The sequence below is a fragment of the Rothia sp. 88186D007BW genome, from assembly GCF_053544215.1.
Genome location: NZ_JBPPTR010000006.1, coordinates 98,054 through 121,279, shown reverse-complemented (window position 1 = coordinate 121,279; position 23,226 = coordinate 98,054). Strand labels below are relative to the sequence as shown.

The 23,226-nt window shown below is 53.5% G+C and carries 21 protein-coding genes; 7 read left to right on the top strand and 14 right to left on the bottom strand.

Features of this window, described 5'->3' with window-relative positions; genetic code table 11:
* Positions 1–354: 354 nt before the first annotated feature.
* The 4 genes from ACEE09_RS04935 (at position 355) to ACEE09_RS04920 (ending at position 8,040) form a co-directional block, all read left to right on the top strand.
* Entirely contained in the window at positions 355–3,936 is a 3,582-nt protein-coding gene (locus tag ACEE09_RS04935; protein WP_449082611.1) for an LPXTG cell wall anchor domain-containing protein, read from the top strand.
* 193 nt (positions 3,937–4,129) lie between these two features.
* Positions 4,130–5,941 carry a GDSL-type esterase/lipase family protein gene (locus ACEE09_RS04930; protein ID WP_449082609.1) on the top strand — a complete coding sequence of 604 codons (1,812 nt, stop codon included), beginning with the start codon at positions 4,130–4,132 and terminating at the stop codon, positions 5,939–5,941.
* 42 nt (positions 5,942–5,983) lie between these two features.
* On the top strand, positions 5,984–6,817 hold the full coding sequence (locus tag ACEE09_RS04925; RefSeq protein WP_449082607.1) for a hypothetical protein: 834 nt from the start codon (positions 5,984–5,986) through the stop codon (positions 6,815–6,817).
* 197 nt (positions 6,818–7,014) lie between these two features.
* The gene (locus ACEE09_RS04920) at positions 7,015–8,040 is read left to right on the top strand and encodes a hypothetical protein (RefSeq protein WP_449082606.1); all 1,026 of its coding nucleotides are present in this window, start codon (positions 7,015–7,017) and stop codon (positions 8,038–8,040) included.
* Positions 8,041–8,377: 337 nt separating this feature from the next.
* Here the strand turns inward: ACEE09_RS04920 and ACEE09_RS04915 are convergent, their stop codons facing one another.
* From ACEE09_RS04915 to relB, 9 genes are all read right to left on the bottom strand, one after another.
* Complete coding sequence (locus tag ACEE09_RS04915) at positions 8,378–9,127, bottom strand: hypothetical protein (RefSeq protein ID WP_449082605.1); 750 nt, start codon at positions 9,125–9,127, stop codon at positions 8,378–8,380.
* 82 nt (positions 9,128–9,209) lie between these two features.
* The gene (locus ACEE09_RS04910) at positions 9,210–10,169 is read right to left on the bottom strand and encodes a hypothetical protein (RefSeq protein WP_449082603.1); all 960 of its coding nucleotides are present in this window, start codon (positions 10,167–10,169) and stop codon (positions 9,210–9,212) included.
* A 260-nt stretch (positions 10,170–10,429) separates the two neighbouring features.
* Positions 10,430–10,906 carry a hypothetical protein gene (locus ACEE09_RS04905; protein WP_449082601.1) on the bottom strand — a complete coding sequence of 159 codons (477 nt, stop codon included), beginning with the start codon at positions 10,904–10,906 and terminating at the stop codon, positions 10,430–10,432.
* 25 nt (positions 10,907–10,931) lie between these two features.
* Complete coding sequence (locus ACEE09_RS04900) at positions 10,932–11,735, bottom strand: tyrosine-type recombinase/integrase (RefSeq protein WP_449082661.1); 804 nt, start codon at positions 11,733–11,735, stop codon at positions 10,932–10,934.
* A 332-nt stretch (positions 11,736–12,067) separates the two neighbouring features.
* A complete protein-coding gene (locus ACEE09_RS04895; RefSeq protein WP_449082599.1) occupies positions 12,068–12,277 on the bottom strand; it encodes a hypothetical protein in 210 nt (69 codons plus the stop codon).
* Complete coding sequence (locus ACEE09_RS04890) at positions 12,270–12,524, bottom strand: glutaredoxin domain-containing protein (RefSeq protein WP_449082598.1); 255 nt, start codon at positions 12,522–12,524, stop codon at positions 12,270–12,272. Before ACEE09_RS04890 ends, ACEE09_RS04895 begins: the two co-directional genes overlap by 8 nt.
* A 295-nt stretch (positions 12,525–12,819) precedes the next feature.
* Positions 12,820–12,984, bottom strand: a complete 165-nt coding sequence (locus tag ACEE09_RS04885; RefSeq protein ID WP_449082596.1) for a hypothetical protein — start codon at positions 12,982–12,984, stop codon at positions 12,820–12,822.
* Between the two features lie 304 nt (positions 12,985–13,288).
* Positions 13,289–13,561, bottom strand: coding sequence for a type II toxin-antitoxin system RelE family toxin (locus ACEE09_RS04880; RefSeq protein ID WP_449082594.1), 273 nt, complete (start codon positions 13,559–13,561; stop codon positions 13,289–13,291).
* A gap of 3 nt (positions 13,562–13,564) precedes the next feature.
* Complete coding sequence (relB, locus tag ACEE09_RS04875) at positions 13,565–13,810, bottom strand: type II toxin-antitoxin system RelB family antitoxin (RefSeq protein ID WP_180377918.1); 246 nt, start codon at positions 13,808–13,810, stop codon at positions 13,565–13,567.
* 445 nt (positions 13,811–14,255) lie between these two features.
* Here relB and ACEE09_RS04870 point away from each other — a divergent pair, with 445 nt between their 5' ends.
* Entirely contained in the window at positions 14,256–15,641 is a 1,386-nt protein-coding gene (locus ACEE09_RS04870; RefSeq protein WP_449082592.1) for a lipase family protein, read from the top strand.
* A gap of 183 nt (positions 15,642–15,824) precedes the next feature.
* Here ACEE09_RS04870 and ACEE09_RS04865 read toward each other — a convergent pair whose 3' ends face one another.
* Positions 15,825–16,742: a hypothetical protein gene (locus ACEE09_RS04865; protein WP_449082590.1), complete on the bottom strand. Its 918-nt coding sequence runs from the start codon at positions 16,740–16,742 to the stop codon at positions 15,825–15,827.
* Positions 16,743–17,061: 319 nt separating this feature from the next.
* Positions 17,062–17,484: a hypothetical protein gene (locus tag ACEE09_RS04860; RefSeq protein WP_449082588.1), complete on the bottom strand. Its 423-nt coding sequence runs from the start codon at positions 17,482–17,484 to the stop codon at positions 17,062–17,064.
* Between the two features lie 331 nt (positions 17,485–17,815).
* Here ACEE09_RS04860 and udk point away from each other — a divergent pair, with 331 nt between their 5' ends.
* A complete protein-coding gene (udk, locus tag ACEE09_RS04855; protein ID WP_449082586.1) occupies positions 17,816–18,442 on the top strand; it encodes a uridine kinase in 627 nt (208 codons plus the stop codon).
* 128 nt (positions 18,443–18,570) lie between these two features.
* Here the strand turns inward: udk and ACEE09_RS04850 are convergent, their stop codons facing one another.
* The 3 genes from ACEE09_RS04850 to ACEE09_RS04840 are packed head-to-tail and all read right to left on the bottom strand — an operon-like array spanning position 18,571 to position 21,525.
* Positions 18,571–19,287 (bottom strand): PspA/IM30 family protein, encoded by a 717-nt coding sequence (locus ACEE09_RS04850; protein WP_449082584.1) that lies wholly within the window; start codon positions 19,285–19,287, stop codon positions 18,571–18,573.
* 2 nt (positions 19,288–19,289) lie between these two features.
* On the bottom strand, positions 19,290–19,484 hold the full coding sequence (locus ACEE09_RS04845) for a hypothetical protein (RefSeq protein ID WP_449082582.1): 195 nt from the start codon (positions 19,482–19,484) through the stop codon (positions 19,290–19,292).
* The gene (locus tag ACEE09_RS04840; RefSeq protein ID WP_449082581.1) at positions 19,471–21,525 is read right to left on the bottom strand and encodes a TPM domain-containing protein; all 2,055 of its coding nucleotides are present in this window, start codon (positions 21,523–21,525) and stop codon (positions 19,471–19,473) included. The genes ACEE09_RS04845 and ACEE09_RS04840 overlap by 14 nt, the downstream gene beginning before the upstream one ends.
* A gap of 293 nt (positions 21,526–21,818) precedes the next feature.
* On the opposite strand from ACEE09_RS04840, the gene ACEE09_RS04835 reads away from it, so the two are divergent.
* Positions 21,819–23,162 carry a S1C family serine protease gene (locus tag ACEE09_RS04835; RefSeq protein ID WP_449082579.1) on the top strand — a complete coding sequence of 448 codons (1,344 nt, stop codon included), beginning with the start codon at positions 21,819–21,821 and terminating at the stop codon, positions 23,160–23,162.
* Positions 23,163–23,226 lie beyond the last annotated feature (64 nt).

The following is a 23,226-nucleotide window of genomic DNA, read 5'->3' as shown; positions in this document are numbered from 1 at the left end:
TCCCCCCCACGAACGTATTGCCACAGCTCTTCACCTGGCACTCTTCCCTCACACTCACATACACCACTTTTTGGAGAGAATCGCATGAGCATCATCAACGAAGTTACTGCATTATCTTTTCTGTCCAGCGTTAATTCCCCTGATATGGAGCCGTTCATCGGGCAAATGTCCCATTAATTTAGACCTCCGCAGTTCCCCGATTTCACCTAGAAGTGGGCTAAGGGAGTCCTGCGATGGAAATACCGCCTCGCACTATAGACGAGCCCAGATATCTGGGATCTCTATACGTGGGGTGGGCGAAAAACACCACGCGAATCACTCGATTCACACATCTGAAGAAAGGACACCTAAGACGTGTCACGAGCAACCTTTAAGGTAGTAGCCAGCAAGTCTGGCGCGGTAGTTGCAACTGGTCTTGTTGCCTCATCCATTTTTGCTTCAATGCCTGCATCGAATGCTGTCGATACTGGATCATTCGGTTCTGTTATCAGCGCTTCTGAGGCAGAATCCACGACTCGTAGCGTTGTGGTTGATAACAGCGCCCTGCTCAAAGCAGTAGAAGAAGCTCGGTCAGCTGGTATTACCGTCAATGAAGATGAAATTAAGAAGATCTCCGTTGGCTCTACCGCTGAAATTGACTCAGCACTTTCATCTATTTCTGCTGACCACCAGAGTCAGGCTGCTGCGCTCCAGGCATTGATTACTGAGTATTCGGCTGCTAAGGCTCAGGCTGAAGCTGACCACAAAAAGGCTCTGGAAGAGTGGGAGTCACTCAAGGCTGAAAACGATACCCATAACGCCGCACTCAAGGATGAATATGATGCCAAGGTATCTAAGTACAAGCAAGATTTAGCGGCATATGAAGCTAAGGCTGCCGCTTATCAGAAGCTCATTGAGGCATTGGAGAATAATGGAGACGTTAATACAGAAGAGTTCTTAGCGCAGTGTCGTCCTCAGAATCTAGCCGTGGTTATTGATGTGACCTGGTCATTCTCGGCAGGAGATTTGGCAACTCAGGTTGAAGCTCAGCGAGCTTTCTTGCAGAAAATGTCAAAGCTACCTGGCACAACCGTTGATCTCTATATTTACGGCAACATCGGTGGTGTGGGAAAGCCGGACTACGACTCTTGGACTCCTGATCTAGCAACCCAGAACTTTAATATTTCTACCCCAGAGGGTCTTGCGGCTGCTAACGCAGTGCTTGACACTATCACCAACGAACGCCGCAATACTAACGATGATTTCTCATGGTTCTCATCGGGTACCAACTGGGAAGCTGGGCTTCGTGACGTTCTCAACGCTATCAACAACTCAGGCCGAAACTACACCAACGTAATTTTCTCTTCTGATGGGGCCCCAAATAAGACCCTCTCCGATAATGGCGATTGGGAAGATACCGGTACACCAGGTTACTCCCAGGAAGCTGCAGATGAAGCATTGCGCTATGCCAACGAAATTCTGGATAAGGGTATTAAAATTACCCCGGTTTTCGTGCGTTCTGCTGAGGATTACCTATCAATCATTCAGCTTGACCAGCGTGAACCTGGCACCTTGCAGCTGGCCCTAGACGCTATTGGTAAACTCTCTGGGGCTGAGAATCCTGAACTGGGTAAGGATTACTTCTCTGCCGAGACGATGGACGGTCTAACTGGTGACCTATGGCGTGCAGCTGTTGCTGATTGCTCACCAGCAAATAACCCTAAGCCTGTGCCTCCTACTGAACCTGACTACAACCAAATTGATGCCCCAGCCCCTGAGCCTGTGACTGTTCCGGCTCCTGTAGGAACATATCAGCTTACTGACCTTTCTGCACCCATCCCTGTTGTCGAAAAGGTTGCTAAGGACGAGGGTAAGAAGGTCATTGCTGGCGAGACTACCACTCAGACCATCTCTTACGCCACCGGCTACCAGGCACCTGAGTCATTCATCCTGGGCGACCACATCTACTTCACCGAGGACGGCCGCATGCCTGTCTCCGTGAACATGAACGAAGTAGCCGTAACCGATGCAGAGGGTAACAACGTCACTGACCAGTTCACCATCACCTCCGAGGACGGCGTCCACAACGGCAAGGCAGGGCACCAGATTCTTGCTACCGCTAAGGATCCTGGCTCGCTGAAGCTGAACACCAGCTACACCCTGCACGTGAACCAGACCAGCCTCTTTGATGGCATCGCAGATACCCTCATCGACTCCGGTTTTGCTATCGTCAACGACGAACTTCAGTTCACCGCTGATAAGACCTACTACGAGCCCAAGATTAACCCCGACAAGACCGTGGTTAACTCAGAGGGTGTAGAGGTCGATAACACCCGTGTACTACCCGGCCAGGAACTGAACTACCCGCTAACTCTCTCAGCTGCTGACCTGGCAGATACCACCAGCGAAGTGACCAAGCTGGGCAAGTACGATAACTACGATGAGACCAAGTGGGCCCCGACCGGCGAGTTCACCGTCGTTGATTCAGAAGGCAACACCGTTTCTTCTGACCAGTTCACCGATGAATGGAACCTGGAAACCGGCGAAGTCACCATCTTGGCCAAGAACCCTGCCGAACTGGTCGGCAAGGACTACACCATTACCCTGCTTGGTCATGTGAAGCAGGACGCCACCCCCGGCGAGTTCACCAACCAGGCAACCCAGCTGACCAACGAGGATAAGACCCTCACCAAGGTCGTCCGTAACTACGTCCCTGTTATCGCCCCGTCTAAGGTTGATACCTCAGCTACCGATGGCTCCAACATCGACGGTAAGGCTGTGACTGTAGGGGATGTTATCTCCTACAAGCTGGTTGAGGATACCACCAACCTGGAAAACACCGCCGACACCATCAAGGTCTCAGGCATGGTCGATGACTTCGATGAGCGCTACGGCCAGATCGACGCCTCCCAGGTACGTGTCTACCAGGTGCCCGGCGATACCGACACCTCCACCCCCGAGGCAGTATCAGCTGCTGTGAAGCTTGATTCTGCAAAGGACGTCACCGATTCCTACACCATCACCAACGGTGAGGTCGAGGGCTTCACCAACGGCGGCGCTGTAGGCATCTCTTCCATGATGAAGACCGATGGCGAAGGCAAGGTTGTTCTGCCGATGGGCTACAAGTACATCCACGTACTGCCCTACACCGTGACCGCTAACGCCGATGGGGACATTCTCAACACCGCATGGCAGGTCACTAACGATCACCGCACCCAGACCGAAACAGTTGCGAACAAGCTCAAGGAAATCAACCCCACCAAGGACGTTGTTATCAACGTTGGGGATGGGGACTCGATTGACGGCACTGAAATTGCTCTGAACACCGTCTTTAACTACGAGCTGAACTCTTCAACTCTGCCTGCCGACCGCGCTGGTGCTACCGAGTCCTGGTCAATTGTTGATGACTGGGACGAGTCAAAGGACGCCTACGAGGGTAACTTCAAGGTTCTTTCTCAGCACTCATTCGTTGATGAGAACGGCGCTAAGGTCGATGCCGGTGAGGACATTACCCGTTACTTCACCCAGAAGGTAGAGAACGGTGTTGTCACCTACGAGGCAACTGATGCATTCCTTGAGCTGATGTCTTCAGAGGCAAACCGTGCAACTGAGCAGGGCTTTAGCGTCTACATGCAGGTCGAGCGTATCGGCACCGGCGAGGTCGAGAACACTTTTGTGGAGAACTACAACGGTGAAGAGCTGACCTCTAACACCGTGAAGACTTTCACCCCTGAACCGGTTGTTCCTGTTACCCCTGAGAACCCCGGCACTCCTGATGTGACCACTCCTAGCACTCCTGCTGTGGTCAAGGGTGAGGGCGCTAAGGCCGGTGGTGAGGCTACTGTCGCAGGTATTCCTGTGAACGTTCTTCTGGCAGGGGGCGGTGTGCTACTGACGGGTCTGATCGGCCTGGGGACCTGGGCTCTTGTAGCTGGTGCTCGTAAGAAGAACAGCTAATAACACCCCGAGCTAGAGATACCAGGTAAGTAAATAGTCCAACCAATAATTTTCCCTGTATCTCGTGCGCATTGAATGATGAGGCGGTAGGTAGAGAATCGAGCGACTCTCAATCTACCGCCTCTTCGTTAATTAACCTTTCCGGCAACCTTATTTGATTCAACTTTTGACGTCTTGGGGGCGAAACAACCTCATGAATATTTCTCAATCTTCTAAACCCTCCACTGTTACTGTGTGCTCACGCCGAAGAGCTCTTGCTGGTACTGTCGCAGCTGGTATTTTGACGCTCAGCTCAACATCAGCTTTCTCTTCTGAAAGTCTACTTTTTGGTGCTATCGGGGCTGCATATCGGTCTAATGTACAGATGCGATCAGAGTTAGGCGAACCATTAGCTACTGAGAGTGCTTCTGCTTATGGAGGTGCTTATCAGGTATTCAGCGGGGGCCGCGCTTATTGGCATCCTTCCACGGGTGCTTGGTGGGTACGACATGGTGGAATTTTTGACTTTTTCCATTCGAACGGTGGCGTTGAAAAATACGGATATCCGACTTCAAATGTTTATGTGAATTCACGCGGAATCAACGGATGGAGCCTCACAACATATCACCCTCGTACAGGGGCCCGTTTCTCTTTGGAATGGGAAAACACTATTGGGGTGCAACCTATCTACCTTAACGGGGGAATTGGACATACTTGGGCTGCGAATAAGCAGAGCGTTGGGTTTCCTAAAAATGCTGAGCAAGGTCTGAGCGACGTTGCAGCGTATCAGCAGTTCTCAGGTGGTTTAGCCTATTGGAATACTTCAAGCGGCACTTCTTTTTTCCCATATGGTACTTTTGCCCGAACCGGTGCACAGAACTATTTGCGTCGGACTGATTTTGTGCTTGGACCCAAGGACGCCCTGGTGATTGCTGATTCCCAGGCCAATCTGGGAGGTACAGTTGCCGGTGTTTTACAAGATAATGATCCTTCATGGATTAGCCAAGGGCTGAGGTCCGTAGGATACACGCCTGTTCATTATTCTTATGGAGCTGTAGGTGCGGTGGCTTCTAAATGGTTCTTCCCATCTTTCCATCAGGGTGTAGTTGGTAATGCGTTCGCGCTTCCTGTAGGTTCGCCTGGGTTAATTTATCTGGGCGGTTCTGGTAATGATCTTTGGGTAGGTCTGAACTATCATCAAGTTTCCCAGTACTATCTGGAGATCATCGCCACCTTACGGCGGTTGTATCCTGGTGCTCGTATCTTGTTGTCAGAGGTTTTGGGTCGTCGAATTAATGAGCAACGGAATCGGGCCGAACTTTCTGCGGCGCTTGCTTCTGCTGGTGCTTCTGTTGGGGTTTCGGTGGTGCCGTGTCGGTATTGGGTAAGTGACTACGGCTTGGAGCATTTACTCAATGATGCTGTTCATCTATCTGATGCTGGACATACTGCATTGGGTAAGCGTTTTGCTAATTGGTTGCGTTCTTCTTCTCTAGCTGCTGATGCCTTTAGGTTGGTAGGAGCTATCGGGAATTACTATCACCGTTATGGTGGTGCCTCCCATTTTGGGCAACCTACTCAGAATGAGTTTGCCTCGGTCTTTGGCGGTGCAGTCCAGAACTTCTCCAATAAGTGGGCTATTTATTGGCACGAACGTACTGGTGCTCATTCTATTAAGTGGGGTACTGCTATTGGGAACCGTTATCAAAGCGAACGGTGGGAACTCGGGTATCTAGGCTATCCGGCTACGGATGAATATGCCTATGCTTATGGGGCTGCTCAGGAGTTTTATCACCCGTCGACGGGGTATCGAGCAATCATACTATGGTCTGAGAAGACAGGTGCACGTATGGTGAATCAGCGTGGTGCTATTCATCAGTTGTACCTTGCTGCTGGTGGTGCTTCTCGTCTAGGTTTTCCGGTAGTCGATGAGGCCCGTGATGCTGATGGGGTAGTGCGGGTGAGGTATTCATCTGGCGCAGTTATTAGTTGGACCGAGTCTCGTGGTGTGTGGATCTCGTATTAGCGAGATGAAAACTAATCGTTTGTTGTAGAGAGGCTTGTGAGCATGGGGCAGGTAAAGAAGACTCTGGTTTGTTCGGTTGTACTTCTTGTTGCTGTGGCTGTAATTATGGGTGCCTTGGTGCTGGGGGCTAGTTCTTCTGATTGGAAGGTGACCGATGGGCAGGTGGTGGCCCCGTATCAGGTTCGGCACCCGGATGCCAGTGGGGAAGTCTTTGAGCAGGATGGCCAGGAGTATTATGAGCCTGCCTATGGGCTGATGGCTGAGCCTGTGTCCGGGATTGGTGCGTTGGGGGCTCCGCAGGTGAAGAATCTGACGCCTACCCCTGTGCAGTGCACTGGTGAGGCGCTGGGTGAGGTGGTCCCTGAGCCCGGTTCGTGGGTGGTGCCGTCCCTGTCTGATGGTGCTGGTGGTGTAGCGAGGGGGTATTTTTCGACTGGCTTGTTTTCAGCTGGTATTCCCTCAGCTCCTGGTGGGTTGCTCTCATCGTTGAGTGCGCCTCTTGGTACTAAGGGTAAGGCGAGTGTGCTGGCTGGGCATGTGAACCTTGATTATCCTGATGACCGGCTCTCTGGGTGGGGTCTGTTGCATTACGTTGATAGGTGCGCGCATGTGTATATCACGGATGAGGCAGGTGTTACCCGTGAGTACCAGGTAGTTATCATTGACACGATTGAGCAGGGTCTGACTGAGACTGATGCGGGTCTGTGGGGCTCTGCTGAGGTGACGCCGGATGAGTGGGCCAAGTATGGGACGGATGAGCTGGTGTGGTTGCTGACGTGCTCGGGTGCTTTTGTGGGGGATTCTGGTGTTGGGCAGACGTTTACGTTTCCGTATACGGATAATCTGCGGGTTGGTTTGGTGCCAGTCGATGGGTAAAAAGAATCATTCAGAAGGAACAACTATCTGAATATCTTGCCCAGTTGGAGAACTCCTAAGGACGCCCTGGGCGGTCTTCTGAGTAAGCCTCTTAGCGACATGAGTGAAATAGCTCTCGTTTTTTCTAAATACAGGCTATAGACTATTTATCACCAGCCTCATGAGGGAGCCTGGTACACAAGAGAAAAGAGACAAAGATGTCCCCTGCATCCCCCCGTGCCGCTTTCAGCATTTGTGCAGTTAGCGCGGTGTTAGTTGGCGGGCTTGGTCTTACACCTGCTTCAGCCCAGAATTCAGTTCCGACGAGTCAAAGTAGCTCAGTGGAATATAGGCTAGATGTGCTTGCCGAGCAGGCACTTACAATTGATGAGCTTGAAGAAACTGCGTCTGCGTTCGTGGCGGTCGGTCAAGAAAGTTCAGCTGAGATTCCCAAAGACGCTATCGAGCCTATTGTCTTGGGAGCCGAGAGTGAAACTAAAATAGGGATTTTTCTTCCCGACAGTGAAGAAACCTCTACAGCAAAGAGCGGAGAGTTCGGAGAAATCGCCTTTGAACATAACAACTCATCATCTACTTCCGTCTTGCCCTATGAGGACGGCTCTGTGCAAATGGTAACAACTATTGAAGAGGCTTCTGCCCCACAGGAATATACCTATAATTTGGAGCTACCGGATGATGCTAGTCTTGAGCTTCTTGAAGACGGAATGGTCCTGGTGCGGGATGCTGAAGGAAATTTTGTAGCGGGTGTAGCGGCTCCTTGGGCTAAGGACGCTAACGGTACAGATGTACCTACCCGGTATGAGATTAGAGGCTCTTCGCTAGTTCAGGTTATTGAGCATGATACTCCTGGTGTGGATTATCCTGTTACTGCTGACCCATTTTGGGGTAAAAACCTATTTACCGGTTTCTCTCGTGACTGGTATGAGGGAGATGTCCGATACAACGGCTCAGTCACTGTTTGGGGCGCCTTGGTCATGAGCGGTGGCGGAGGTGTTGGCGGATACCTCGCAGGACAGGGAATTATGCGAAATCAGGGGTGGGCGGAATGGACCAGTCGTTTCCCTACAATTACAAACAAAGCAACGTTGCGTCATCAGTACGAGTGCCATGTCGCTGCTAGTACATACGGCCTGCCGTGGACAGGTGCTTATAACCTCGAACGTTTTCGGAGTGATAAGCCACACTGGTGGAACGGTGTTATCCACCACCACTGTAATTGGTAAAGCACATGAACAAACGCGTACAGAATAGACATCGGAAACCGACTTGGTCCGCTGTGATTGGTGCTGTATCGTTGTTAGCTTCACTTGTAGCTGCTGGTATCGAATATCGAATCTGGGAAGCTTCAGGTGAACCTTATCATTCAACTCCCCTATGGATAGTTGCTTGGCACTATATATCACTGCTAGTTATCGTGCTCAGTATTCTTTTACTGATTTGGCAGTTTCTGTTGCTGAAGCTTCAGAAAAAATAGTTTTTGGTAGGCTCCGCTATGCGCGGAGCCTACTCTTCTTTTCTTTTAGACTTTTGAATAATCCTCTAGGGCCTCTTACCTCATTGTTAGCCCCAATCAATTGGCGTGGTCTCGACGATTAGATTGTCGCTGTAACGGAACTGAAAATCCCCACCAACATCTGCAACAGACGGCCCCGAACAGGTCAAAAGCGTGATGGTGTAAGAGCCAGTCGACCGGAACACTCGCGCTTGCACCTCGCGTTGTTGCTGCAACTGGCTCTGAAGTTCCTCATTGCTTGGGTCAGCTGCCGCCTTTTGCTCCAGGGCCTCATCAAACTGTGGTGCCGTATAGAGACTCGTCAGCTGGGAGGCCACCACGTTGCCGTTCTCATCAGCTGTAAAAACTAGGTCGCACTCCGATAGTTCATGCAGCTGCCCCCAGGCTGTTAGCTCGCCGCCGTTCTTGCTGATAGCTCCCGGTTCAAAATCAACATGGCCCACAAGTAAAGAGACACCCTGCGAAGATCCAATTTCCTCTGAATGGCTATAGATAATTCCGTCATTGGTGGTAGCAGATGTAGGTAGCGTGGTACTGGGATTAAAGGATGCTCCGGCGTTGATAGATGGTGCCCACCAGCTCATGGGGGATAGCTGCGGTAGCGGGCCTATCTCAGCAGGCGGCTGACACGTCACGTCCATAAAACTCTGCTGAGGCGCTGGCGCTGAATGGACAGTTTCGGACGGTGCAGGGGCCGCCACCTGGCTCCCAGATGTTGAGGCCATAAAAAGCGATGCCGCCCCTAGAGCTGAAAGAGCAGACCCAGCTGCAAGTAACCTGGTCATGGTCTTGGCCATTGGGTTCTCCTTAATAGAACTGTGGGGCCTGCACCAGGTGCAGGCCCCACAGGGGTTCATGAGCTACAAGCTCAACGTGCGTTTAGGCAGACTTCTTAGCACGGCGGTACTGGAAGATAGCACCAGCCCCCAGCGCGAGAGCTAGCAAGCTGGTGAACCATCCTGCTACAGCCTTGGTGTTGCTGGTGTTCTCAGCAGGTGTCTGGGCGTGCTGCGCTGCGGTGATTGAGGCTGCGCCACCTGCCTTAAAGGTGGTCGCCGGGACGGTGCGCTCGGTGGTGGTCTGCTTGCCAGTTGCCGCATCGGTGACGGTCTGGCGCACGGTAGTCTGCCCGGCTGCCGGGTTGGTGACATACTCGGTTGTTACCTGGTGGCCCTCTGCGGTGGTCTGCTGGGTAACGATGGTGGATGCGCCGGTGGTTTCATCGGTGCTCTGCTCGGTGACGGTGCCGGTCAGTACGATGTTCTGCTCTTCATCAATCTGCGGCGGTGCTACTACCTCGGCTACCGGGGCAGGGGTCTGCTCATTGGTTGCCGGGGTGGTCGGTTCTGCTACAGGGGTATCGGTGGCCACCGGTGATGCAGTCTCACTGGGTTCGGGGCTCGGTGCCGGGGCGTCCGGGTTTACGGTCTCAACCGGCACAGGGGTCGGTGAGGGAGCCGGTGATTCAGTTTCGATGGGCTTAACCGGTAGTGAGGGGTCAGCAGGCTCAGCCGGAGTGGTGGGGTTTGTTGGGGCTACAGGTTCAGCCGAATCTGAGGGGGCCGGGGTCGGCTCAGGCTCAACCGGGTCGCTGGGTGGGTCAATCGGGACAACCTCAATCGGGGCGATGGTGTCATCTTCAGTTGCTTCCTCAGTCGGCACGGTCTCTACAGGAATTTCACCTGCAAGGGCAGTTTCCTTAGCGGCGGGGGATACTGAGCTGGCGGCGGCGGTAGGTTCTGCGGTGGTTTCTTCTGCCATTGCTGCGGTGGAGGATAGGCCAGTAACAGCGATTCCTGCCGCCAGTAGCGCGGTGGCGGTTTTTGTGTGAGCTGACATAGGTGCCAGACTCCTTCCTATCACATGATGTGATGTGAAATGATTTTATGTCATGACATGGTAAGGAGCCTGCCCAGCACTGCAAGAGATTGCAAAATCCCCTTGAACAGATACTCGCAGAAGCTGAGCAGACTCCTTACTGATATATGCACCGGACACCAGCAAACGGCGGGCTACTCAACACACAAATTCACCTAGAGAATAGAAGAGCCCCCTGGCTACTTGCCAGAGGGCAGTTCACCTCTTATCTACAGCAGGGCCTAGAACGGGTTCTCGTTGACCTCTGCGCCATCATCAAGAGCGGTTGTCAGACACTCCAGTAGATCCTTGGTCTCTGTATCTCGGTAATCAATCCACCAGCGGGCAGTGACGATAGCTCGGGCAGGGACAAGGTACTGTTCCTCGAACTCTTCCTCGCTCAATGCGGCGTCTTCGCCTCTGACCAGTTCTTCAAAAGCACCCATCAGTAGCTCATCTCGCACAGTCGTAGCCCAAGGCACCTGCTTGGGGGTGCCCTCAAGCTCTGGCAATTCAAGGCGTGCCTGATTATCCACGGCCTGCTGATAGAGCTGTTCCTTGAACTCCTGGGAGCCCTTTTTCTTGAAGCACTCTGTGCAGTCCTGGGATGCTAGCCACGAGGCAAACCCTTTACGCCTGCCAGCTGCCTTATCTGAGAGGTCTCTCTCTTCGGTATGACCGCACTTGAAGTCAATCGTAAAGACGGTAGGGATAGCCATGTTTGTTCTCCTGGTTCAATGGTTATTATCGTTGGGTCTTGCCGGTCAGCTGAGGTGCTGCCGGTAAGTCGGTGAGGGCCTGGATAGCCTGAGTGAGAGCTGCATCGTCAAGGCCGATATAGGTTTGGGTGGTTGAAATATCTGCATGGCCTAATAGCTCCTGGACAGCTCTGATGTCTTTGCACCTGGCATATGTGGTGGTAGCGAACCAGTGCCTGAGCTGGTGGGTAGTAAAACCGTCTCCTAGCAGGGCGCTGATGCGTTTGCCGATGTAGTCAGGGTGCCTGTGTCCGGTAAACCGACCTGGGAAGTAATAGCCCTGGGTCTTCATCTCTAGGTAGGGCAGTAGTACCGGGTGAGCTGGTATCGAACGGGTCACCAGCCCTTTACCTTGCACCGTTATCCAGCCCTCCCTGTAGTCCTGGGTGTGGAGCTTGGCTATTTCAAAGCGTCTTAGCCCTGCATAGGCTGCGAGTAGTAGCATGAAAATATCCTCTGAACATTGGGTGTTATCCAGACCTTGCTGAAGTGCCGCTGCCGGTATTGGCCGTGCTTTACCTCGGGGGACTTTGACCGATAGAAGAAGCCGCGCCGGGTTCTCAGGCCGGGTTCCCGTTATTTCCAAGTAGTAGAAGAATCTTCGTACTGTTCCCAGTGCATTCTTTTTGGTCGCTGGTTTCCATCTCGGGTTTGAAAGCCATTCTTGGAGCTGCCCTGTAGTGATGGTGGCAGGCGTAGCTTGTGGGTAGGCCTGGGATAGCAGACTGAGCCACCGGGTTCTGGTGTAGACAGTTGACGGTTGTCGCCCAGCGGCTAGTAGCCATTGCATGAATGCCTGGATTGTCGGTGCCCAAGAGGTTGCGTTTTCCATAGTTCTCCTAGTAGCTGTACTAAGGTGTGACTATGGTTATCCGCATATTCTGGGCGGGTTAATCGTTTCTGAGCGTCAGGCGGTAAGTCCGCTTGATCCAGGCGATAGTATTTGACGCCCAGCGCCCATCTGAGGGGGTAGAAGCGAACCTGACGGCGGGCTTATCGGGAAACTTTGGGTGAGTGGCCCGGTAATGCCCGCCTTGTTTTAACTCCACCCTAAAACCGTTGTCTTCGAGTAACCTGGCTAAATCGCGTCCGTTATTCGGCATGGGTATTTTGTGCATGAATCTACCTACGAGGGCTGTCGACAACCAGGCAGATAAGGCCGTAGAGAATGAGGGCTACTAAGGCCCCAATCAGTAAGCCCAGAATGGCGGCGTCCGCACGGTCAACCAGCCCAGGAAAGCCATATTTGCCGCCAAAGTAAGCACCATTGAGACAGGCTGCGAGAGTCAGCCAGTAGATTGCCAGTTCGTTCCGAATAAAGTTACTACGCATGGTGTACCTGCCTTGCCGCCAGCTGGTCAATTAGGTCAGGTCGGTAGCCGCTCCATATCTGGGTTTCTTCACCGGGGACTTCAACGATAGGGGCCTGGAGCAGCCCGCGGGCTTTGAACTTCTGGGCTATGGTTGGTTCATTTTCCAGCTTGATAAGTCGGTAGCTGATGTTGCGCTCGGTGAGCTTGCGCTGGGTTAGCCTGCACTGGTGGCAGTCGGGAGTTGTGTAGAGATTGACTGTAGTCATGAGTATTTACCTTGAAAGGGAGCTGTAAGTGATGAAGAATAGGCCGATTAGAGAGAGGGCGGCAATAGTGATGAGTAGTGCTAAAAGAAACGTGGTGTCCATGTTCTAGTACCTGACTTCTATTGTGAGTTCAGGGTAGTAGATCTCAATGTGTTCGATTTTGTCGTTGATTTCCTGCTGTTTATCTGAGGATTGTAGGGTGATGATTGGGATTTTGGTGGTTTTTGAGAAACCGTAGATAGTGACCATCGATTATGTCCTTTTGAATGATTCGAACGTAGGCAGCTGATGAACCTTATTGCCCCTCGACTTTGAGGGCACCGATGGCGTACAATTTTTTGAGAAGAAAGGTTGTTTTCAAGACTTGGCTGTAGATTGGGTCTTGTAATCCGGAGGCCGCAGGTTCAAATCCTGCCCCCGCAACCATGTGATAAGTCGTCCCTGTTGGAATAAGTTCCACAGGGGCGATTTTCTTTTCCCCTTCATTGTGTCCTAGAAGCTCTTGAACAGCGCGAATATCCTTACAGCTGGCGTAGGTGGTGGTTGCGAACCAGTGGCGTAACTGGTGGGTGGTGTATGCTCGGGGTAGCTGCCGGCTAGAAGTTCAAGCCAACGACGACGGGTAATGATGGTTGAGGGTTGGCGCCCTGCTGCAAGGAGCCAATTATTAAAACTTGCAATGTAAGAAGTCCAGGTACTCACATGATGACCTTTCTACAGATTAGATTTTCTGTAGGTGCAACTGGTGCTGTGAGTACCTGGACTTATCGATAAATTTTAGAACGATGACCGGCGTTAAGAGCAATGATGATGAGCTCACCTTGGTCAAGGTCGAGGATGACCCTGTAGTTACCTATACGGTATCTCCAAAGGCCGGTAAATTCCCCGGTAAGCGCTTTGCAGTGGGCTTGTGGAGTTGGTGATGATGCAAGCCAATCGAGCGCGTCCATGATTCTACGCCGGGTTGGTTTATCTAGCTTTTTGAGTGCTTTGATGCAGTCCTTGTCATAGATAAGGCCCCAAGAGGAGGCTGACATAAATTAGAGTCCTAGTTCTTTCCGTGCTTCTTCAACTGTGTAAGCACGACGTTCCCCGCTTTTGATTGCTTTTACTTTTGCATGGAGCTCGGCAGCGTATTCTGCTTCTGCGATGTGTTCCTCAATGAGGGTGCGTGCACAGTAAGCAACAGAACGGTCAGATGCGGCTGCTAAGTTGGCTAGTCGCTCTTTAAGAGATGATGGGACTCGGATGGTAAGTACGCTGTCCGATATGGTTGTTGTAGTCATGTATTCATTGTATGACATCCATACTAGCCTGAACAGTAGTAGGTTGAATCACTAGAAGATACAACCCTTGAATATTTCCCTACTAGGTCGCATAGAAAGAAACGAATGATGGGGTTTCAATGGGATGACCCATTCGGGAGAGCCAAGTGTCGCGCCCGTAGACAGGCAGAGCTTGAACAGCACTTACGTTTTGTTCGCACTAACAACTTTGATGTTATTCGGCTTGATCGCGTGTACCAGAAGGTGCGCACTGGGGAATTTTCTGCAGGTATCCAAACCAGCCTAAAAAGTTAAGTACCGGTAGGCAAGATATTCCGTAGATTAAAAGGCTACAAGCTGAGACCCTGTCCCCATAACTATGAGCAGAAATCTGCCCGAATGAGCAGCTTTCTTCCTTTAAGATGAGGGAGCAATATTGAATAAATCCGCATATGAGGGGTAACTTATGGCTCAATACATACCGCGTCACGCTGCGCCCAGGAACAAAAATATCAGTAAGCACCGGGCAGCTGCCCTCTCGCTGACGGCCCTGCTGTCTCTTAGCATGGCCCCGGCCACAGCCAATGAAACCGCGCCCCTGACTGAAAACAGTCAGGCTGTACAAGAAGCAGAAGTGCTCATTCAGGAAGCCCTCACTGACAGAGGCAACAACCCCGCAGATATCTATAAGGCAGCACCTGAAACCCTGGTGAACGAGACGTTCTACGACGCTCCTGCGCACCTGCCCACAGCTAACGGCGCCCTCATTAAAAAGGAAACATTTAGCTTTAAGGTCGATGCCAATAACATCATCGCCCACCCTGTGGCTCAGGCCCAACGGATTATGTATAAATCCACTGACCACCAGGGGAACCCCGTGGCCGTCACTGGCACCGCACTCACCACCACCAAGCCGTGGGGCGGGCCCGGCGAGCGTCCTATTATTGCCCTAGCTCCCGGCACGCAAGGGATTGGGGACTCTTGTGCCCCCTCCAACCAGTTTGGTGCAGGTAGTGAATATGAAAGCCTGGTCATTACTGCCCTCTTGAATGCAGGCTACAACGTAGTAGTCACTGACTACATCGGCCTGGGTACTGAGGGCACCCACAGCTACCTCAACCGTGTTGACCAGGGAAATGCTGTGCTAGATGCTGCCCGGGCAGCTACCGCAACCGACCTTGGTCTGGGGAGTAGGACCTCGCCTATTGGTCTATGGGGCTACTCCCAAGGCGGCGGTGCGGTGGCGTCCGCTGGTGAACTCCAAGCCAGCTACGCCCCGGAGCTTAACCTCAAAGGCATCTATGCTGGTGCCGTCCCCGCCGATTTGCAGGCTGTGACCACCTTTATCGATGGTGGCCTCTACACCGGCTTCTCGCTCATGGGTGTGGCAGGTTTAGCTGATAGCTACGGTCTTGACCTGAGTGATAAGCTCTCAGCCGAGGGGCAGGCTGCCCTGGAGGCTGTACGTCACCAGTGCACGGGTGAGGCTATCACCACCTTCGGTTTTAAGAACACCCGCATCCTAACTGCCAGCGGCCAGACCTTAGCTCAAGAGATGATGACCGATCCACAAATCGCACACATCGTAGCTCAAAATAATCTGGGTCAGCAGGGGCGGCACCCTCAGGTACCTATTCTGATTGCTTCCTCCTGGGCAGATGATGTGATTCCTTACCAGACCAACCGCCAGCTGGCAGCAGACTACTGCCAGCAGGGGGCTGACGTTACCTTCTATACCCTGGCAGGTGTCGGTCATGCCCCCGGTATTTTTGAGGGAATTCCTGGCGGCTTGATTTTCATGGACCGTCAGTTTAAGGAGCTACCCAACATTAATTCTTGCTGGCAGTTCTAAAGAGATCTGCACGGAGCCGCACATAAAATCTGCACCTTGCCGCATTTAAAAACAGTGGGCCCGGTACCTCCTGGTTAAGGAGGGTGCCGGGCCCACTGCTCGTCTTTTTACATGTTTTTCTCATAGATGAGAAAATGACTCACTTTTATAGGCGGCTCCTTCGCATCGACTTAGGTGGGCAAGTTAGATAGCGTCTGACAGGTAGGTGACAACGCCCCAGGGTGAGGCGACAGTGACCTTGTACTGGGTCTTGATGACTTTAGGGTCGGTTTTTGCGGGGTCACCGAATGTTGCGGCGGGTAGGCGGGTCATGAAGGAGACCACGCTAGCACCTGCCTGGCCGTGAGCAATGTTGCTCATGACTTCAATGTCCCAGCTCCAGCCGTCGCGGCCTTCGGTGGTGGTGTAGTGGTTGCCGTAGCCCCAGGTCCACATGGTGTTCTTGGTGACCATGGGGGCCTCTGCAAAACGCAGGTAGTTGTAGAGCTTGTCATATTTGGTGTCAGCGCCCTTGAAGTCGTCGTTGAGGCGAATCACGGGGACGTTTGCACCAAGGCCGCGCGTACCGTTGGGGTTGTAGGCTTTATCGCCTTGAGCAGCGGTGAATAGGAAGCGGTCGTCCCCGGTGGGGGTGTCTTGATAGACTACGTCGCCTGCGACGTTTTCAACTTTGACAGAAATAATGGTTCCCTGGCCAACGCCGTTTACGCCGTTGACTGAATTGATATCAGCCATGCGGTCGCCACCTGCGGGGAAGGTAGGGGGCCAAGTATTGTTAGGAGCTGACGAAGGTGATAGCGGGTTGGCGGCCTGATCCTTGGGGAAGGAATTGTCGAAAGAGAAGGCCTGCACAGAACCGGTGCAATTGCTGGTGGGGTAAACAGCCCACTCAAGTTCTTTTCTGGCTCTACCATCGAAGTCACCCTGGCTAGGCCAGACATTAGACCAAGGAGCAGCAACAATGGTTCCGTAGGTGCAATCAGTGGTAGCTGGCACAGGCGAAGCAGCATAGGCGGGTATCGCTGCGCTAGCGAGAACGACGGGGGTAGCCCATGCCGCGCCACGAGCTAGAGTACGACGCTGGATTTGGGGTGAGTTCACAATAATTCCTTCAGTCTTGGTGCAAGGCTCGATTTGGTTTCCCAATTCAAGACAACCGTAACACTAAAATATTTTTATGACACACCTGTTTTTCCAAAAACTCGGGGGGGGGGGGGGATTCCCAAGCTAATCTGTTATTGTCTACAAAATATAGGCATTTAAAAGTTTTTTTAATGTGACGCTAGTGTTCTTTCCCTGGCGCATGTATCTGCCTTGCTCTGCTAAGGTTCCACCGTGGTTCACAGAAAGAAAAGGGTTGGGCACACCTAGAAGGTGTACCCAACCCTTTTCTTTTATGAAGAGAATCGTGTTTCTTGGTCTAGTAAGCCTGTGCCCAGTGGCCTGCCAAATCTGCGGTGAGTAGGGTTCGCAGGGTGCGGGCATGAGCGGTGGGGATACGACTAAAACGGTATCCATCAATGGTCAAGGTATTGCCCAGCAGAGGCAGATAGGTCAGCTTTGCCTGGTCAAGGGAATGTAAATCAAGAGTGAGGCTGTTGCCCGCCTGAAAAGAATTTTTCAGAATCAGAATACGCTCATTGGTAATCACTAAGAGGGAATCGCCGAAGCTACCAAACCTGCCGGTGGCAAGATCTACAACCGTTTCACCGCGCACCATGGAGTCTGCCATGCGCAGAGCCTTATGGAACTTTTTGAGACCCCCATGGGCAGAGTGACGCTTAATAGCAGAATCCAGTGAGGTGCTGGTGTAGGTGTCGGTTGCCCAGTGCGCAAAGTTCATACTGCTCTTCCTCAAATGTTTCAGGGGGGTGATATGCGAGCTGTACCCAACTATACACATATTTTGTCCCCTAAAGTGCAGTGTATGAAGAAAAATTTTGTCCCCCGCTTGCTAAGTGGCTATATTAGCCCTTCATGCGGGCTGGTGGGGTGTTTCCCTGAATTCATGAGGGGATAAAGTTCAGCAAAAAATTTACGTGTAAAATATTTGCTGCCTATTATGGATGACTAGTGCCAATTTTTTTTAGGGGACAAGACTGTGGGGTCTTGTCCCCTGGGGTGCGTGTCACAATAGATAGCAGTAACACTTCGATTCGTAGGGCAGTCTAGACATGAAACCTCTCATTATTGGTATAGCCGGTGGCACCGGTTCTGGTAAGACCACTTTGACCAACTCTTTGCTGGAAAAATTTGACGGCCAAGTGGGCGTGATTTATCACGATAACTATTACAAATGCAACGATCACCTCACCTACGAACAGCGCTGCCTGCTGAACTACGATGCTCCCGATGCTTTTGATAACGATTTGCTCATCACCCATCTCAAAGCCCTGGTCGAAGGCCAGCGAATTGAAACGCCTGTCTACGATTTTGCTGACCATAACAGGTCAGATGAAACTCTTATTGTTGAGCCTCGACCCATCGTTATCCTCGAAGGTATTCTCATTTTTGCTGAACCTGAGATTCGTAACCTGTGCGATATCAAGCTCTTTGTTGATACGGATGCTGATGTGCGCATCCTGCGCCGCTTGCGCCGTGACGTCATTGAACGCGGCCGTACTATTGAGTCGGTGGAGACCCAATACCTCACTACCGTCAAACCTATGCATGAGCTCTACGTGGAACCTTCTAAACGTCATGCAGACATGATCATTCCTGAAGGGGTCAATGTGGTAGCTCTGGATATGCTCTTTCACCGTATGAGCGGTCAGATTGATGCTCAGGCTGAGCACCTATAGCTAGCCCCGACTAGCCCCGAGTGGCTCTGACCAGTAGTGAGTTTTTGAGACTCCTTGGGGCCTTACTTGTACATATAAGAGGTGCCCGCTTCTTCAGAAACGGGCACCTTAGTCTGTGCTAGCTGGTTTTACTTCTTGCCGGCCTTAAGGGCTGCCAAGCGGGCTTCAAGGTCTGACTGGCGGCCAAGTTCTTCAAGGTCGTTGAACTGGGCATCAAGGGAGGACGCTGCCAGTTCCTGCTGGCCGCGTACGCGGGCTTCTTCGCGGCGTACCTTGTCTTCAAAGCGGGAGATTTCGCTGGTGGGGTCCATGACATCGAAGGCTTTGAGAGCATCGTTGACCTGGGTCTGAGCGGCTGCTGACTTCTGGCGGGCTACCAGTTCATCGCGCTTACGCGTGATTTCGTTCAGCTTTTCCTTCATCTGGGTAAGACCAATTTTGAGCTGTTCAACCACAGCGGTCTGGGACTCAATCTGAGGCTTGATAGCTGAGGCTTCGTTCTCTGCCTGCATCTGACGGCCCAGGGCAATCTTGGCCAGGTTGTCGAACTTATCGGCGTTGGCGGTGTCGCCAGCGGAACGGAACTCATCTGCCTTGTTAGAAGCTGCAAGGGCCTTAGCGCCCCACTCATCGCCCTCACGGAGGTCTTCGGCATGGTCTTCTTCGAGCATGCGCAGGTTCCCAATGGTCTGGGCAACAGCCTGTTCTGCATCAACAATGTTGTTGGTGTAGTCACGCACCATCTGGTCGAGCATTTTCTGAGGGTCCTCAGCGGCGTCAATCAGGGCGTTGATGTTTGCCTTGGCGAGCTGAGCGATACGACTGAAAATAGTTTGCTTAGCCATGGTTATACCTTTCGGTGGGTAAGGGAAAGCATGAGCAGGCTTGCTGTGCCTTCTTTGATTCTGTCAAGGTCTGGGGTGGGCTGCACGGTGCCACGCCCGCTGGCTGCTACGTTGGTAGCGAAAACTGGGTGTGAGGTAGCTACCTCAGATGAGGCGAGAGATAGCGGGGCGGACGCCAGTGGGTTAGAAGTTGCCACCAGCCCCGCCGCCGTCACCCCAGCTGCCTCCTCCGCCGAAGCCACCGCCAAAGGTACCACCACCCATGCCGCCACCGAAACCACCTGACCCAAAACCGCCTGACTCGAAGCCACCGCCGGAGCTGTGGCTGTTCCCCCCAAAGAGGGTGCCCAGCAGGATGCCCCCGAGCATGGCGGACCCGAAGTTCCCGCCACCGCCGGGGTAGCCCTTGTGCTGGTTGAAGTGCTCAACATCGGAGCGGGCCATGCGCTGGGCCTCGCTAGCTAGGCGGATAGCATCATTAGCGTGTGACAGGGCCGTGATGGGGTCGCTGTGCTGGAGCTGCTGGGCCTCGGCCAGGTGGCGTTCTGCTTCGCGCAGGCGGGTGCGGGCGTCCGCTTTTACCCCGCCTCGTCGGGCCCAGACATACTCGCTGGCAGACGATACCTGAGCCTGAGCAGAGACAAGGGCGTGGCCTAGTGACTCACGGGCGCTGCGCTCTTGCTCATGAGTCTGACGCACAGCATCTAGGGCAGTGTCTAAATCTGAACGTACTTCTTGCAAGCGCTGGTTGAGTATATAGGGGTCAATAAGACCTGCTGCACGTTCAGCCCTAATCTGACCCAACACCGCCTGGACGCCAGCAGCAGCACCAGAGAGCTGACTTCTACTGCCTGCCCCGGTGTGGGCTAACTCTTGGGCCTGGGCGACGTCCCTGTCAGCTAAAATCAGGGCGTTATCGAGGGAGGCCGCCATCTTACCCAGATCAGTTTCTGCATGGTGAACTGACTCTAAAAGACCCTGGGCCTGGCCTAGGGCTTCTTCACTGGCACGTAGGGCAAGAATAGCTTGGCTTCGCTGGGTGCCCAGTAAGTCTTCAGCTTCTTTGGCTTCCTGGCGGGCAAAGTCGAGACGCCCCTGAGCCTGGCTGATGTTATCTGCTACTGCCGCAAAAGCACTGGGGGAGTAGCGGGTGCCCAGGCGGTCCAGGGCCGCTTGAGCTGCTGGGAAGAGGGACGCGACTGATTCGATACCCTGATTCAGGTTAGCTAGGGCCTGCGGCGCGGTTTCTTCCAGCTTGCGCAAATTCGTGAAGTTTGCGACCTGTTCGTTGAGGGCCTTTTGGGCGTCCTGGGTGCGGGCAAGAATTTCTGTGAGCCAGGCTCTCTGGTCTGCTTCGGTATCGGGTATCTCATCATCTAGCTGTTTTTGGAGCTGGAAGGAGTGCTGCATGTGCTGCTTGGCTGCTTCGATAGCTGCAAGGAAGGGTTTAACCTCGCTTTCACCGTATTGCAGGCGGGCGAACTCTACTTCCTGCTGGGAGTGGGCGATAGCGTCATCGGTAGCTACCAGCTGGGCACCGGCACGAGCCCGTAACTCTTCTATGGAGGGCAAGGGCTGGGTGGGGGCAGGGCGGCCGGTACGGCTGCCAGGGGTATTCTTGCGCGAGGACGCCCGCGAGCGGCTAAAAGCCCAGGCCCCGCCACCTGCTACAGCAGCTACACCCAGCAGGGCCGCACCGCCCAGGATCGCACCTGATGCGCCAGCATTCACAGCCCCTGATCCCTTGTTTTCAGAGCTCACTGCCCCTGAGCCTAGCTCAGCTTCGATACCGGTCACGGCAGCCTGGGCTGCTGCCGCATAGTTGGAGTTCGCTAACTCAGGGTAGATGTAGTTTTGGTAAATCTTTTCTTGCTGGCTGGTGGAAAGTACCGAGGTTGACCCTGCCATGAAATAGGCCTGGCGGGCTTCGGTAGCAATGACAAGAACCACATCATTGGTTCCCATGTTGTTCAGGGCAGCAAAATCACTGGTCCACTGGGAAGATGAGCGGGGGGACTCAAACTGATCAATGGTCACAACAAAGAGATTGACCTGTTCCTGGCGGGCAAGCTGGCTGATGGAGTTCTCGAGCGAACTGGTGTTGCCTAGTGCTGAGGTGGTGTCGCTGACTCGAACCCCGGCGTCCAAATCATAGGGAGCTGCTGCTAGGGCAGCGGGAGTGAGCCCAAACGCTAGAGCGGCAGCAAGAAGGGCAGAAGCGGCAGGTTTGCGTGACATGGGTTCTCTCTTCTGGAGGTCAGCGGTACTTGAGCACTATTGTAGCCCTGCTCACCTTAAGCGTGTCTGGCGATTCAAGGGACGTTCACCCTCAGCTCAGGGCACTGCACCCACTTGGGGGAGCGTACAGCAAACACCCAGCTTTACTTCATCTTCAACACAGACCTATAGCGCATAGTGGGAGCTAAGAAATAATGTGGCAGGGGCACCCGAAGCCATGTGCCGTGCCCCTTACCGAGCCACCTACCGGGGCACCTGCCCGGCGAAAAAATGATGAAAGAGAACCAGTAGAGATGTCACAGAACCCATGGGGCCAGGCCCCCGGCACCCCTTATACAGGAGACTACACCTCCCACCAGCCCCAGCATCAGTCTCAACCTCAGGCCCAGTTCCAGCCCCACCCTCACCCTGCGTCCTCTCGCGGCAAACACACCACAGGCACCCTACTGGCAGCAGCAGCTATCGCCGCCCTGGTGGGCGGCAGCATCGGCGGCGGGGTAGTAGCACTGAACCCCACCGGCTCCACATCGAACCTTAATAGCACCAACTCCGGCACCACAATCGTCAATAACACCGACTCCGTCAACGCCGTCACCGCAGCAGCAGCCAAGGCTGCCCCCTCCACCGTCACCATTGCAGCAAGCTCATCGAATGCCTCCGGCTCAGGATCAGGCGTGATTCTCGACCACCAAGGGCATATCCTCACCAACACCCACGTCGTCACCCTCGACGGGGCCACCGCTAAGGCCTCCATCGAAGTGCAGCTAGCTGACGGTAACGTCCGCACCGCCACCGTAGTGGGCACGGACCCCACCAGTGACCTAGCCGTCATTAAGCTCGATAAGGTCGAAGGCCTGGACCTTACCCCCGCCAGCCTCGGCGACTCAGATGCCCTCAACGTAGGCGATACCACCGTAGCTATCGGTGCCCCCTTAGGGCTTTCTAATACCGTCACCACCGGTATCGTCTCAAACCTGGTGCGCACCATCGAGGTAGCCTCATCGGCAGCTGACCAGTCCCCCGCCGACGCCGGTAGTAGCACCACCGACCCCTTCGGCAGCTCACCCTTCCAATTCGAAATCCCCGGGCAAGAAAACCAGAGCACAACCGCAAGCTCCACCATCGCCCTGAACGTCATCCAAACCGATGCCGCCGTGAACCCCGGAAACTCAGGTGGAGCCCTCATCAACTCTGAAGGTGAAGTCATCGGCATCAACGTAGCCATCGCCTCAACCGACTCCTCCAGTACCTCTGCCAGCGGTAACATCGGCGTTGGGTTCGCCATCCCCATCAACTACGCCAAACGGGTATCCCAAGAAATTATCAATCAGGGCTCAGCCACCCACGGCATGCTAGGTGCCATGGTCTCCACCTCACCAGCCAACAAGGACTCCTCCCGAGCCTTCGGCGACGGCGCCCACATCCAAGAGGTCATCCGCGGCGGAGCAGCCGAAACAGCCGGCCTGAAATCTGGCGATATTGTCACCGCCGTCAACGGGCGGAACATCAGCGAAGCAATCGAACTAACTGCCGCCGTCCGCCAAGCAGCAGCAGGTGACACCGTCACCCTCACCGTTGACCGCAACGGCTCGCTCCAACAGATCCCCGTCACTCTAGGCGGTGCCACCGATAGCTAAAGGTAGGCCATAAAATGCACGGGGCCCGGTTACTCTCGCAACCGGGCCCCGCAAAGGCACAACA

Bases quoted from the DNA above. Each gene is read 5' to 3' on its own strand.
- ACEE09_RS04880 (WP_449082594.1), bottom strand. From the start codon at position 13,561: ATGTCAGCCTCCTCTTGGGGCCTTATCTATGACAAGGACTGCATCAAA.
- relB (WP_180377918.1), bottom strand. From the start codon at position 13,810: ATGACTACAACAACCATATCGGACAGCGTACTTACCATCCGAGTCCCA.
- udk (WP_449082586.1), top strand. From the start codon at position 17,816: ATGAAACCTCTCATTATTGGTATAGCCGGTGGCACCGGTTCTGGTAAG.
- ACEE09_RS04900 (WP_449082661.1), bottom strand. From the start codon at position 11,735: ATGCAATGGCTACTAGCCGCTGGGCGACAACCGTCAACTGTCTACACC.
- ACEE09_RS04850 (WP_449082584.1), bottom strand. From the start codon at position 19,287: ATGGCTAAGCAAACTATTTTCAGTCGTATCGCTCAGCTCGCCAAGGCA.
- ACEE09_RS04915 (WP_449082605.1), bottom strand. From the start codon at position 9,127: ATGGCCAAGACCATGACCAGGTTACTTGCAGCTGGGTCTGCTCTTTCA.
- ACEE09_RS04835 (WP_449082579.1), top strand. From the start codon at position 21,819: ATGTCACAGAACCCATGGGGCCAGGCCCCCGGCACCCCTTATACAGGA.
- ACEE09_RS04870 (WP_449082592.1), top strand. From the start codon at position 14,256: ATGGCTCAATACATACCGCGTCACGCTGCGCCCAGGAACAAAAATATC.
- ACEE09_RS04910 (WP_449082603.1), bottom strand. From the start codon at position 10,169: ATGTCAGCTCACACAAAAACCGCCACCGCGCTACTGGCGGCAGGAATC.
- ACEE09_RS04930 (WP_449082609.1), top strand. From the start codon at position 4,130: ATGAATATTTCTCAATCTTCTAAACCCTCCACTGTTACTGTGTGCTCA.
- ACEE09_RS04890 (WP_449082598.1), bottom strand. From the start codon at position 12,524: ATGACTACAGTCAATCTCTACACAACTCCCGACTGCCACCAGTGCAGG.
- ACEE09_RS04920 (WP_449082606.1), top strand. From the start codon at position 7,015: ATGTCCCCTGCATCCCCCCGTGCCGCTTTCAGCATTTGTGCAGTTAGC.
- ACEE09_RS04840 (WP_449082581.1), bottom strand. From the start codon at position 21,525: ATGTCACGCAAACCTGCCGCTTCTGCCCTTCTTGCTGCCGCTCTAGCG.
- ACEE09_RS04905 (WP_449082601.1), bottom strand. From the start codon at position 10,906: ATGGCTATCCCTACCGTCTTTACGATTGACTTCAAGTGCGGTCATACC.
- ACEE09_RS04860 (WP_449082588.1), bottom strand. From the start codon at position 17,484: ATGAACTTTGCGCACTGGGCAACCGACACCTACACCAGCACCTCACTG.
- ACEE09_RS04895 (WP_449082599.1), bottom strand. From the start codon at position 12,277: ATGCGTAGTAACTTTATTCGGAACGAACTGGCAATCTACTGGCTGACT.
- ACEE09_RS04925 (WP_449082607.1), top strand. From the start codon at position 5,984: ATGGGGCAGGTAAAGAAGACTCTGGTTTGTTCGGTTGTACTTCTTGTT.